This window comes from Eggerthella sp. 1_3_56FAA (genome assembly GCF_000185625.1).
GTDB classification, from domain to species: domain Bacteria; phylum Actinomycetota; class Coriobacteriia; order Coriobacteriales; family Eggerthellaceae; genus Eggerthella; species Eggerthella lenta.
The window spans coordinates 644,727-657,066 of the sequence record NZ_GL622580.1 but is presented as its reverse complement, the minus strand read 5'-3'; the positions used below and the strand labels follow the sequence as shown (position 1 = coordinate 657,066).

9 protein-coding genes and 1 pseudogene are annotated in these 12,340 nt (G+C 60.9%); 2 read left to right on the top strand and 8 right to left on the bottom strand.

From position 1 onward, the window contains the following. Positions 1 to 423 precede the first annotated feature (423 nt). Entirely contained in the window at positions 424 to 1,641 is a 1,218-nt protein-coding gene (gene arcA, locus HMPREF1023_RS08150; RefSeq protein ID WP_009305734.1) for an arginine deiminase, read from the top strand. Between the two features lie 111 nt (positions 1,642 to 1,752). Here the strand turns inward: arcA and HMPREF1023_RS08145 are convergent, their stop codons facing one another. Further along, a complete protein-coding gene (locus tag HMPREF1023_RS08145; RefSeq protein WP_175282522.1) occupies positions 1,753 to 2,445 on the bottom strand; it encodes a type 1 glutamine amidotransferase domain-containing protein in 693 nt (230 codons plus the stop codon). Between the two features lie 231 nt (positions 2,446 to 2,676). Between HMPREF1023_RS08145 and HMPREF1023_RS08140 the strand changes: the two genes are divergently transcribed. Then, positions 2,677 to 3,291: a helix-turn-helix domain-containing protein gene (locus HMPREF1023_RS08140; RefSeq protein ID WP_226844630.1), complete on the top strand. Its 615-nt coding sequence runs from the start codon at positions 2,677 to 2,679 to the stop codon at positions 3,289 to 3,291. A 306-nt stretch (positions 3,292 to 3,597) separates the two neighbouring features. Here the strand turns inward: HMPREF1023_RS08140 and HMPREF1023_RS08135 are convergent, their stop codons facing one another. The 7 genes and pseudogenes from HMPREF1023_RS08135 to HMPREF1023_RS08105 all read right to left on the bottom strand — a co-directional run. Continuing rightward, positions 3,598 to 5,085: a glutamate decarboxylase gene (locus HMPREF1023_RS08135; RefSeq protein ID WP_009305731.1), complete on the bottom strand. Its 1,488-nt coding sequence runs from the start codon at positions 5,083 to 5,085 to the stop codon at positions 3,598 to 3,600. Between the two features lie 46 nt (positions 5,086 to 5,131). Then, the gene (locus HMPREF1023_RS08130) at positions 5,132 to 7,294 is read right to left on the bottom strand and encodes an amino acid permease (RefSeq protein WP_009305730.1); all 2,163 of its coding nucleotides are present in this window, start codon (positions 7,292 to 7,294) and stop codon (positions 5,132 to 5,134) included. A gap of 194 nt (positions 7,295 to 7,488) precedes the next feature. After that, positions 7,489 to 8,088, bottom strand: coding sequence for a TetR/AcrR family transcriptional regulator (locus tag HMPREF1023_RS08125; protein WP_009305729.1), 600 nt, complete (start codon positions 8,086 to 8,088; stop codon positions 7,489 to 7,491). A gap of 119 nt (positions 8,089 to 8,207) precedes the next feature. After that, complete coding sequence (locus tag HMPREF1023_RS08120; RefSeq protein WP_009305728.1) at positions 8,208 to 9,503, bottom strand: MFS transporter; 1,296 nt, start codon at positions 9,501 to 9,503, stop codon at positions 8,208 to 8,210. A 323-nt stretch (positions 9,504 to 9,826) separates the two neighbouring features. After that, entirely contained in the window at positions 9,827 to 10,387 is a 561-nt protein-coding gene (locus HMPREF1023_RS08115; RefSeq protein ID WP_009305727.1) for a hypothetical protein, read from the bottom strand. A gap of 86 nt (positions 10,388 to 10,473) precedes the next feature. Further along, a complete protein-coding gene (locus HMPREF1023_RS08110; protein ID WP_009305726.1) occupies positions 10,474 to 11,613 on the bottom strand; it encodes a DMT family transporter in 1,140 nt (379 codons plus the stop codon). Between the two features lie 252 nt (positions 11,614 to 11,865). Next, positions 11,866 to 12,340: pseudogene (locus tag HMPREF1023_RS08105) on the bottom strand (serine/threonine protein kinase); the annotation flags it as partial.

The window sequence follows — 12,340 nt, the reverse complement described above, 5'->3', positions numbered from 1 at the left end:
GTAAGCAGACAAACACGTGGCCGATGTCAGAATGGATCCTAACAGCACGAAAAGCGTGTAATGGAAGAGCACGAAACCCACGGAGCGGCACCTCTCTCAAACGCGAAGCGACTGCCTAAACCTTCCTCCCATGATACACGAAACAACCGCTCTGGGAATCGGGCGTGAAGCCCTCTGCTTTCGGCCTGCGAACGCTGCATTTTGCGATCAAGCCTGCGATCAGCAGTTTAGTAGAGGTTTATCGACCCGCTTCCCGACGGTAAACCTTCTTTGTTTGCCGGTAAACCTCGTTTACATCTTTTCTTCACTATCGGGTTGGAGCATGGTGGTGCCAACGCGCCGAACGGCATAAAGGACCGCACGGCGACTTGGCGAAGATCGGTTCCCTGCGGAACCGACGTAAAGGAAGAAGGAGGGTTGCACATGTCAGGAGTGAACGTCAAGAGCGAGATCAAGCCCTTGAAGAAAGTCCTGCTGCACCGCCCGGGAAAAGAGCTTCTGAACCTGACGCCGAACACGCTCGAAGAGCTGCTGTTCGACGACATCCCGTTCTTGAAGGTCGCCCAGGAGGAGCATGACGCGTTCGCGCAGGCTCTGCGCGACAACGGCGTCGAAGTGTTTTACCTGGAAGACCTCATGGCTGAGGTTCTCGAGGCCAACCCCGAGCTGCGCGAGCAGTTCCTCAAGCAGTGGATCGAAGAGGCCGGCATCCGCACGGACCGCTACCAGAAGATCATCTTCGACTACATGCAGGAGAACTATCCCGACGCCAAGGACTTCGTGCTGAAGACGATGGAGGGCATCAACCTCACCGAGCTGCACACCGACAAGTCCAACTCGCTGGTGGACCTGGTTTCCGAGTCTTCCAAGATGGTCATCAAGCCCATGCCGAACCTGTACTTCACCCGCGACCCGTTCGCGATGATCGGCAACGGCGTGTCCATCAACCGCATGTACTCCGAGACCCGCAACCGCGAGACCATCTACGGCGAGTACATCTTCGCGCATCATCCCATGCTGAAGGGCACCCCCGAGTACTACAGCCGCTACAACACGTTCCACATCGAGGGCGGCGACATCCTCAACATCAACGACAAGGTGCTGGCCATCGGCATTTCCCAGCGCACCGAGCCCGATGCCATCGATGCCATCGCGAAGAACATCTTCAACGATCCGACGAGCCCCATCGAGACCATCCTGGCGTTCAACATCCCGAACTCCCGCGCCTTCATGCACCTCGACACCGTGTTCACGCAGATCGACACGGACAAGTTCACCATCCATCCCGGCATCATGGGCCCGCTGACCGTCTTCGAGATCACCGCTGCGGGCGAGGGAATCAAGGTCAAGGAAGTGAACGGCACGCTGGAGAGCATCCTGGAGACCTACGTCGGTCATCCCGTCGAGCTCATCCCCTGTGGCGGCGGCGACCGCATCGCGGCCGAGCGCGAGCAGTGGAACGACGGCTCGAACACGCTGTGCATCGCCCCGGGCAAGATCGTGGTGTACGAGCGCAACGACGTCACGAACAAGGTGCTGCGCGACAAGGGCCTCGACCTCATCATCGTCCCGTCCGCCGAGCTGTCCCGCGGCCGTGGCGGCCCGCGCTGCATGAGCATGCCCATCGAGCGCGAGGACTAAGCTTTTCCATCGCCAACAGCGGTTGCGCGCGATTCGCTCCGCGCAACCGCCTCCTTTCCCCAGGCGCCCCCTGTGCTGAATCCGGTCCCAAATGGCGAACGAGAACCGGGTTCAGCACAGGGGGCGTTCTAAGTTTTTCAGCAGCAGGCGGGCAACGGCGCGGGGCGATTCGGGATTCTGGCCGGTGATGATCCTTCCGTCCTGAATGGCGTGCTCGGCGAACGGGCGTTTCTTGCGAAACACGGCTCCATGCGCTTTCGCCACCTGCTCGTTCCAGAATGGGATAACAGCGCTTTTACCGCTGAGGCGCTCCTCCATCGCGGTAAAACCCGTGATGCTCTTTCCCTCGATCAGGTATCTGGAACCTTCCTTCACGTACAGCAGCCCGGCGATGCCATGGCACACCGTGGCGAGGTAGCCACCGTTGCCGTACACCTCCAAGCAGAGCCGTTCAAGACCCTCGCTGCTGGGAAAATCCCACATCACGCCATGACCGCCCGTGTAATACAGGGCGACGTATTCGCCAGGATCCACGTCGTCGGGATGCATCGAATGCGCAAGGGCTCTCTCCTGGAAGTCACGCGTGCGGTACAGCGCGAACGCAGCGCGATCGACGTACGCAGGCTTCATGCTGCGCGGGTCGAGCGGCACGTAGCCGCCCTTGGGGCTGACGAAATCCACCGCATACCCGCGCTGAATCGCCTCGTCCATGAACTCCGCAGCCTCCCCCAACCATAGCCCCGTGGCGACATTCCTCTCCCCGTACGCAGCAGTGTTGGTCAGGACAATCAGAATCTTCTTCACAGCGCGCTCCTCATCGACACCGTCACTGCGTCCGAGCATACGACGGGCGCTGCTCGAAGATCGCGTTCGCTGTCATCCGTAAGTACCGCGTCGCCAAACGGCATCCAGGATGCCATGATGCATCGCCCCTGTTCAAATAGCATGTAAAGAACTTTTGACAGAGTATGCCGGAGATGGAACGCCCTGCGTCAAGGCCATTTGATGGTACACTTTGCCGCGTCATGGCAACCTATGATCAACGAAGGGAAACGCATGGAGCTCGGCAGTCAGATCAAACGTCATCGGACGGAACGAGGGCTCTCGCAAGACGACCTCGCCGCGAAGATCTACGTTTCGCGCCAGACCGTCTCAAGCTGGGAGAACGACAAAACCTACCCTGACGTGGAAAGCCTGCTGCTGCTCAGCGTCCTCTTCGACGTTACAGTCGACGAACTGATCAAAGGAGACGTGGAAGCCATGAAGGAAGCAATCTCGAACGACTACAAGAAGATGATGGCCTTGACCTGGGCAGGTTTCGGCATCGTTATTCTGGGAGTCGCGGCCGCCATCGCAGGCATCAGCTGGTGGGGCTGGGACGCCGTGCCGTCCGGCATTATCGGCCTGTTGATATGGGGCTTCGGAATGGTGCTACTCGCTCGCGTGGAGCGCATCAAGAAAGAGCACGATCTGGTAACCTATCACGAGATTCTCGCATACTCGAAGGGCGAGCCCGTCGATCGCAGCAATCCGCGCAGCCAGCGTGCCCGTCGGCATCCCGTGCTCAGGGGCGTGATCCTCACACTAGTTTCCGCCATCGTCGGTGCCCTCGCCGGATACTTTGTCTACAAGTTCGGCATCTTCGGATAGCGAGCGCGCAAACGATTTGCACAAGCCATCGACATGCTTTGTCGATGGCTTTTATATATGACTATTTTAATAATGGACAAAAAGCGCCACTTTTCTTTATGTTTCTATGAGAATATATGAAGCGACAACTCTTTCACCAGGCGTTTTCTAAAACACGATGTGCGGCCTATCCGATTTCCCGGCAAAACCTACGGAAAAGTGCCCACTTTTGTCCATGACTTTATCAATCATATTTACAGGCGCCTGCACTATACAGGTAAGGGGCCCGAAGTTCAGGCCCCTTACCTGCTTTTCTACCACCAGCCGTTACTGGTTGCTCTTCGCCTTCGTCTGCACCTTTTCGCCCTTGTCGACGGCGGAGCGGCCGCCATGGTTGAAACCGGTCTGGATGACGCCCTGGGTGTTGCCGGTGACGAACTTCGCCTTGTTCAGCGTGTCCATCTCCTTCTTCATGTCCTCCACCAGCTTGATGCACAGCTGCATGGAGAAGTCGGCGCGCGCCACGACGCGCTGGACGGTGGTGTCCTGCATGTCGGCGGGCATCGGGTACGCCGGCACCAGCCAGCCGCTCATGCGCAGACGGTCGGACAGGTCGTACAGCGACCACTCCACGTCGGCGTCGTCCTTCAAGCCCCAGCACACGATGGGAATGTGCGACGCGTCCTCGTAGATCTCGAAGATGCCCATCTCCTTGAGCTCGGCGGCCAGGTAGCGCGCCACGTCGAGCGTGCGCTCCTGGATCTCCTTGAAGCCCTCGAAGCCGTTGCGCATCAGCACGTAGTACTGACCCACGATCTGCGACGCGGAGCGCGAGAAATTGATGGCCATGGTGGCTTCCTCGCCGCCCAGGTAGCTCACCCAGAAGATCAGGTCCTCGGGCAGCGCCTCCTTGCTGCGCCACACCACCCAGCCGATGCCGGGGTACACGAGACCGTACTTGTGGCCGGAGCAGTTGATGGACCACACGTTCTTCAGCTGGAAGTCCCACACCAGGTCGGGCTCCACGAACGGGGCGAACATGCCGCCCGACGCGCCGTCTACGTGAATGCGGATGGGCAGCTTCGGATGCTCCTGGTTGTACGCCTCCACCAGCTCGTCGAGCTTCTGCACGTCGTCGAACTTGCCGGTGTACGTGATGCCGAGGATGGCCGTGATGCCGATGGTGTGGTCGTCCACGTAGTCCATGACCGTGTCCATGTTCAGCGACAGGTGATCCTTCTCAAGCGGCACAAGGCGCATCTCGATGTCCCAATAGCGGCAGAACTTCTCCCAGCATACCTGGTAGCCCGCGGAAATCACCAGGTTCGGACGCTGCTCGGTGTAGATGTCGATGCCCGCGTCCTTCGCCAGCTTCTTCCAGCGGAACAGCATGCCCAAACCGCCCAGCATGCACGCCTCGGACGAGCCGACGGTGGACGTGCCCATGGGCTCCTCGTCAGGGTTCGCGTGCCACAGGTCACCGATCATGGCGACGCAGCGGTTCTCGAGGTCGGCCGTCATGGGGTACTCGTCCTTGTCGATGGCGTTCTTCTCCATCGTCTCGGCCATGATCTTCGTGGCCATGGGCTCCATGTACGTCTGGCAGAACGTGGTGAGGTTCTGCGTGGCGTTGCCCTCGATGGACAGATACTCCTTGATCATCTCGTACGTGATACGCGGCTCGACCGGCTGGGCGTTCATCTTGAGACGCGGCATGGCCACGTCGGACGCCTCGGAGCCGAAGATGGGCGTCGAGTACTTGGTGCCCTCGTCCATGCTGTCGAGGATCTTGCTGGTAGATGTCTGTTCCTTCATGAAAACCTCCTGTTTCGAAGTTTGATACCTGGTTGTTCGCTGCGCGCTAGCGGGCCGGCTTGTCGGTGTCGATGCCCGTCTCGCGCTGCGGATCGGGCGTATCGGGGTCGGCCTGGGGAACGCCCTGCCCGACCACGCCCTCCGTCACGCTGGAGCGCAAGCTGGGGTCGCCTTCCGCCGTGCGGTCGATCAGATCGTCGCGCACGTCGGCGGCATCGGCCGCAGGCCGTTCGGCACCGGAGCTGGAAGCCGCATGCCGCGAGGCGGAATCCTCGTCCGAGACGTCGCACGGAACCGGCATGGGGTTCTGCGGCGTGGGCACGCCGCAGGCCGGAGGCTGGGACATCTCGTGCGCACGGCCTTCGTCCACGGTAGGCGTGCACAGCGGGTCGGGGGCACCGTGCGGATCCTTCGCGTCCACAGGAATGGGTCCCGGCGGGCGGCTGGTCACGCCGACCACCACGCTGGAAATGCCCTGTGCCACGCGCTCGCTCAGACCGCCGCCAGCAACCGCGCCGCTTGCTCCGGCCGATCGCGGCGTGCCCGAAGCGTCACGCGGGCCGCCCATCGCGTCGCGCGCCTTCGTGCGCTTGTTGATGGGGCCCGAGGTGCCCGCATCGGTGCGGACATGAGCGCCCTGTTCGGGAGCCGCGGGACGCGCGGGCATGGCAGCGCCCGAAGGCGCGGCAACCGTCGCCCCTACCGGCACGACAGGCTTCGGCTCCCAACGATGACGCAACGCGTATATGATGAAGGGGATAGCCACCGATATCGCGAACGCCACGCCCAGCGTCGCCTGGTACACCGCGTTCGACTGCGCGTCCAGGTTCGACGACGGGAAGAACGAGATGATCAACGTCGCCACGGTCATGATGAGGCCGACGCCCGCCACGATGGCCTTGAACGGCGTGCCGCCGGGCAGCTGGAACGAGCGCTGCAGGTTCTTCTTCTTGAAGATCAGATAGAAGTACCCGAGGAAGAACAGCACGTATCCCACCAGGTAGATGACCACGGTCAGACCGATGGCCGTCAGGTAGCCCACCGACGAGCTGGATCCGCCGGACAGCGCGATGGATCCGCACAGCACCGCGTCCCACACCGTGACGATGACGGCTTGGATGACCACCGTCTTCACCGACACGCCGTGCTTGTTAACCTTCTTGAACGACGGGGGCAGGATGCCGTCGTGCGCCGTATCAAGCAGCGCGCGCGACGGGCCCACGATCCACGCCGAGATCTCGGCAAGCACGCCCAGCGCCAGCAACAGCGCCACCACGAACACGATCCAGCTCATAGACGGGCCGATGTGCTGCACGAAGATGGCGCGGAACGCCTCGATCACGCCGAACGACAGGTTGCCGTCCAGAACCGACGCCGGAAGCGTCGTGGCCACGGCCAAGCCGCCCAGCGCGTCCAGCGCGATGGTGAGGATTGCCAGCACGATCATGGCAAGCGGGTAGTTGCGGTTCGGGTTCTTCAGCTCGTTCACATGCGAAGCGGAAGCCTCCACGCCCATGTACGCTAGGATGAACGACGCGAAGATGACCAGCGTGTCCACCTTGCCGAAGTCGGGCACGAACGTGGCCGCGTCCATCTTGATCTGCGAGACGCCGCCCGTGGCGAAGTAGATCACCAAGCCCACCAGCAGCACTAGCACGGGCACGATGATGCCGCCCACGAAGCCCACCTTCGAGATGCGCGCCGTGTACTTCGTGCCGCCCAGCTGCGTGAGCGTGAGCAGCCACACGATGGCCGCCACGCCGAAGAACATCACCAGCGGGTTGTTGTACAGCGCGTCCCACCTGAACACGTAGGCCAGCGCCGCCAGGATGAAGAACGCCATGGTGACGAACCCAACTGTGATCTGGAACCACTGGAAGAACAGCGCGGCGAAACCCCACCGTCTGCCCAGCGTATTGCCCACCCAGGCGAAAATGCCGCCCGATTCCCATCCTTTCACCGTGGCCATTTCCGCAGCGCACAGCGCCACGGGCAAGAACCACAGGATGCCGCCGATGATCAGGAAGAACACCAGCTGGAATCCCGACGACGCAAACGACGGGTACTCGTATACCGTCATCACCATGGAAGCCGTGATGGCGAAGAATCCGAAGAACGTCAACGTGCGTTTGAACGACGGCCGGCTCACCGAGCCCACCGGGCCCGCGTCAGCCGAAGACGCCTCCGGTGCGCGACGAGTATCGCTCATGCTGCCTCAACCCCTTTCCTCACCTAGGACGCGATGTCGCGCCGCTCGCGAACACAGCGGCGCGACATCGCAATCGATGCGTTTCTTGCATCCGTTCTACCATTCAGGCTGGAAAGAAGAACGGCGACGGGAGGGCGTTCACCCTCCCGTCGCCGAAACGTGAGTTGCTGGATTACTGAGGCGCGCTACAAGCGTTAAGCTTCAGATGCCTTGATGTAGACTTCGACGGCATCGCGCAGGATATCGGACGCGAACTTGCGCACGTCGTACCCCTCGGAAATGGCGGCCACTGCCGCGCCGTCTACCACGGTGCCCACCATACGTGGCGGCATATCGATCTTTGCGCGTGCAAGGATGCGCTCGATGGCGGCATCGAGCGAAACGCGGCCCTTCTGGTAAGCCTCGGTGACCACGTCCGATTCGGCCGCGGCAATCAGCTGCCCGTAGTGAGCCGAAGGCACCACCGATTCATCGGGCAAGCAGGCGCGAATGAGTAGGTCGATTACATGACGACGACACTCTTCAGGCTCAAGGCCTTCGGCAGCCGATGCCGCTTTCTCTGCACGCTCGGCCCACAGCTGAATATTGTAGCGACCGGCCTCGTGCAGCAACTGCGTCACCGAGTCGAAGTAATATCCGACCGATGACGAGGCCGCACCGGCCCACTTCGCCACCTTGCGATACGTCACGGCTTTCGGCCCCTGCTCGCGCAACAACGCCGCCGCGGCCAGCACGAGCGACGTGCGCGTGATCTGAGCTTTCAAAGACTTCGGCGTCTGCGATGTTTCAGCCATTCGTCCTCCATTGTACGGGCGGCGCGAGCACGCCGTCTCATGAGCGAACGCCGTCCGGACCAGCAGGTCTGGACGGCGCCCGTTTGTATCAGCACTATCGTCGTGCAGACCGCAGGGCCTTACACTTCGGACAGATCCTTACCCGTATGTTCGTGCGATAGTATCATCGCCACCAGCGCGACACAAGACACGCCGACCATGTACCAGGCAGGCGCGAGACCGGAGCCGGTAGCGGCGATCAGAGCAGTCGAGATGAACGAGGCGGAACCGCCGAACAGGGCGTTCGCCAAGTTGAACGACAGGGCGAAGCCGGTGTAGCGCACCGCCGTCGGGAACGTCTCGGTCAGATAGCTGGACAGCGTACCGTCGTTGATGGTAAGCGCCAGGCACAGCACCAGCTCGACGGCCAGCACCGTGAAGAATTGCGCAGTGTTCAACAGCATGAACGCCGGCACCGTCAGCACGATGAACGACACACAGGCGATGATGAGCATCTTCTTGCGCCCGAACTTATCGGACAGATGCCCCATGCCGAAGATGAACGCCACGTACGCGACCAGGCAGATAGTGGTGATCAGCGACGATTCGTTCGCCGGCATCATGACCACCGTCTCCAGGTAGACCGGCAAGTACGTGAGAACCACGTAGAAGCCCACCGCGTTCAGCATGGCGGCACCGAAGGAGATGATGAGCTCCTTCGTGTGATGACGGAACAGGTCGCGGATAGGATGATTCGAGTCGTCGGTCTTGGAGATAGCAGCCTGCATCTCCTGATACGTCGGCGAATCCTCCAGCTTGGTACGAATGTAGTGAGCGACGAGACCCAGCGGTCCTGCCAACAGGAACGGGATGCGCCAGCCCCACTCGTTCACGGCTGCGTCAGGCAGGATCGTGTACATGACCGTGGCGAACGTAGAGCCCACCAACAGGCCCACGGCCGTCGAAGCAGGCACGAGCGAGCAGTACACGCCGCGCTTGTCCGAGGGAGCGTACTCAGCCAGGAACGTAGCAGCGCCGGCATACTCGCCGGAAGCCGAGAAACCCTGGATCATGCGGAGCAGCAGCAGCAAGATGGGGGCGGCGAGGCCGATGGCCAGGTAGCCCGGCAGCAAGCCGATGCAGAAGGTAGCGCCGGTCATCAGGAAGATGGACGTGGACAGGGCCCACTTGCGGCCCTTCTTGTCGCCCATGCTGCCCCAGAAGATGGCGCCGATGGGGCGCAGCAGGAACGAAAGCGCGAACACCGCGAACGTCTGCATGAGCGCAAGCGCCGGGTCGTCGCCAGGGAAGAACACGTTGGCGATGACCACTGCGAAGTACGAATAGGTTGCGTAGTCGAACCATTCGATGAAGTTCCCAAGGAACGATGAAACGGCTACTTTTCTGATAGTGGAACGTTGGTCGTTAGATCCCATGGTAATCCCCTAAGAAATTAGCAGCTTCGTTAGAAGTACACGCAAGCTGTCGGCGTATCTGGTGCTCCAAAAGAAGCCCCTTTCGATAGTCGGAAAACGCCTTAACCTGAGGTTATCATACCGCAAAAACGGCAATACGGGGTAAACCTGTAACCTTTTATATGCGTTTGAACCGTCGAGAGCCCTGCCCCGAAAAGGCGTGGAGCCCGTTTTGCAGCAAACGGGCTCCACCTAAAATGCCTCGTGAAACGCATAATTTTGGACGTGCTGCGTTCTCGCTGACAGGCCGTAGGGCAACCCGAAGGTTCAACCGCAAAAGACGATCAGTACTCGTCGAGCATATCCACCTGGGCCTTGCTGGCGCGCATGATGAAGCTGTGCTTGGCCTTCTGACCGCCCTGCGCCAGCTTGCGCAGGATGAAGCGCTTGAGGCGCGGGTAGTCGCTCATGCCGTACCAGGCGAACGCGGTGCCGCCCGTGTAGGCCTCCACGATGCTGTGGACGGGCAGGCCGGCGTCGCGCTTCGCGTCGAGGGCCAGGTACTCCTGGATCTCGGCCGCGCACACGTCGCGGATGACCTCGGCGCTGATCTCCAGGTCGCGCGCCAGCTGCCTGAGCTGGTAGGCCACCTCCGCGTCGTCGGCGTGCGGGAAGTACGTCACGTCGTAGGTCACCGCGGACAGCCCGGACGCCTTGGCGAAGCCCAGCAGGCCGTCAAGCGACATCATCTGGACGTGGTCCTCCGTGCGCTCGGCGATGTCGAGCTCGGCCGGGAAGCCCTGGACGCCGCTCTTCTCGAACACGGCGAGCAGCTCCTCCTCGTTCAACGGCGCTTCGAACTCGATTTCAGTGGCAACATGGGTCAGGTTGCTCGTGATCTTCATGAATCACACCCCTTCCTTTCCGGTTATGGATTACCGCTTCTCAGCGGAAAGGCGTGCGCCCGAGAACCAGGCGCACGCCGCCAAACCTACTGCAGGTGCTCCTTGACTTCTTCCTCTTCCAAGCGAGCGGCAAGATTCTCGCAAATCTCCTCTTCTTTTCTCATCTTGCGAGCGGAAAGCATGCCCTTGATAGAGGGGATAGCGCCGCCGCCGATGATGAGAATGCCACCGAGAATCGTGTTAACCGTCAGGGCCTCGCCGAACACGACCAGACCCACGAAGATGGCCACGGGAACTTCCCAGTACGCAATGGTGCCGTAGTCAGCAGCCGGCAGGTTGCGGCCAGCCACCAGCAAGAAGCCCAGAGCCACAGGACCGCAGATGACCCACAAAAGCAGGGCACCGATCCAGTTGAATGCGGTGAAGTGGATGTTGAGAGCCCAGTTCTCCATGCCGGGGTTTGCACCGAGCGAGTTCAGGACGACGGTGATAACACCAGCGCCCAGGACGGCGAAGATGAAGTTCCACACACCACGAGCCGTGGTGTCGGCGTCCTTACGGTAGCCGTTGAAGAACATCGAAGCGCCGTAGAAGAAGCCGGAAGCCAGGCCGAAGGCGTCGCCGAGACCCTTCTGCGGGAACTCAGGCGTAGACGGAACCAGGTTGAAGTCTACGAAGAAGCCAGACTCGTTGAAACCCATCAGGTTGTTGCCGAACAACATGCCGATGAACACCGCAACCAGGCATACCCACTGTAAAGCAGACATGGGTTCCTTGCGGAAGATGCGCGCGAGCACTACGCAAACGACAGGACCGATGTAGATGAACAGAACAGCGTTCGAGATGGTGGTCAACAGCGTAGACGTCACGTAGCACGCCAGCGACATGCCGATCATCAAGCCGCCCAACGCGATGGCCGGCGTCAGCTTGAGTTTCTTGAACGTCTCTACCTTGCCCGTAGCGAACATGATGACGACGAAGAACAGCACGCCCATGCTCATGCGGCCCACGGCCATCAAAGCACCGATGGAGTCGCCAGCGTTCAGACCCAGCGCCCCGTCGAACATGTCCGTACGAGTTGCCCAGCGGCTGAACAGGGGCACCAAGCCCATGCCCGTCGCCGAGATCAGCATGGCAATGGTGCCAAGACCGATCTTCATCTCGTAGCCGGTCGAGCCGTCATCGGCTGTCGCGGTCTTGATTTCCTTGTTAGCGTTGTCTGCCATTGGTCCTCCTTAAACCAGTAGCAAAAAAGAGTATGCCCCACCTAACCCCCTGTCAGAGGGGTTTTCTTGTCATGCAAGATCGAATGCGAAACGATTGGAGTCTTACCTTTGATCCTACATGACCGATCTGTTTGTGCGTGATAATTGGATTATGAAAAGGAAAAGGGGATCCGGAATGCCTTACAAACCGAATCCCCTTTCTTTTTACGAAGTGACGATGCCTGTCTGTGACAAGTAGGTCAAGCTACGCGACTAGTCGTTCCACATCTCCGGGCGAACCAGGGTCGGGTCGGCGACGCGGTTCGGGAAGTAGTCGAGGCACTCGCCCTCGCGGTAGACGTCGGCCGTGGAGCAGTGCAGGCCGCCGCCGAAGGCGTAGGCGCCGCGCAGGTCGACGGGGATGACGTTCATGCCGAGCTTGTCCATCTCCTCCTGCTGGTAGACCTCGGAGGCCTCCACGATGACCGTCTTCGGGTCGAGCACCAGGCAGTTCATGGACAGCCACACGGAGCTGTAGCAGAACTCGGGCGGCTCGGAGTGGGCCGGCTGGGCGGCGTCGACGATCTGCCAGTCGTTGGCCTCGAAGATCGCGCGCTGCTCCTCGGGCAGCTTGCGCTGCGGGTTGTTGATGATCAGGCCGGGGCGCAGCGGCACGAAGGTCGCGTCGATGTGGATCGGGTAGGGGTCGCCCGGGAAGTTCACGGCGTGCACGCGGTGCTCGGGGTAG

Excerpts from the sequence above, each read along its gene's own strand:
- arcA (WP_009305734.1), top strand. The coding sequence starts at position 424 with ATGTCAGGAGTGAACGTCAAGAGCGAGATCAAGCCCTTGAAGAAAGTC.
- HMPREF1023_RS08140 (WP_226844630.1), top strand. The coding sequence starts at position 2,677 with ATGATCAACGAAGGGAAACGCATGGAGCTCGGCAGTCAGATCAAACGT.
- HMPREF1023_RS08135 (WP_009305731.1), bottom strand. The coding sequence starts at position 5,085 with ATGAAGGAACAGACATCTACCAGCAAGATCCTCGACAGCATGGACGAG.
- HMPREF1023_RS08130 (WP_009305730.1), bottom strand. The coding sequence starts at position 7,294 with ATGAGCGATACTCGTCGCGCACCGGAGGCGTCTTCGGCTGACGCGGGC.
- HMPREF1023_RS08125 (WP_009305729.1), bottom strand. The coding sequence starts at position 8,088 with ATGGCTGAAACATCGCAGACGCCGAAGTCTTTGAAAGCTCAGATCACG.
- HMPREF1023_RS08120 (WP_009305728.1), bottom strand. The coding sequence starts at position 9,503 with ATGGGATCTAACGACCAACGTTCCACTATCAGAAAAGTAGCCGTTTCA.
- HMPREF1023_RS08115 (WP_009305727.1), bottom strand. The coding sequence starts at position 10,387 with ATGAAGATCACGAGCAACCTGACCCATGTTGCCACTGAAATCGAGTTC.
- HMPREF1023_RS08110 (WP_009305726.1), bottom strand. The coding sequence starts at position 11,613 with ATGGCAGACAACGCTAACAAGGAAATCAAGACCGCGACAGCCGATGAC.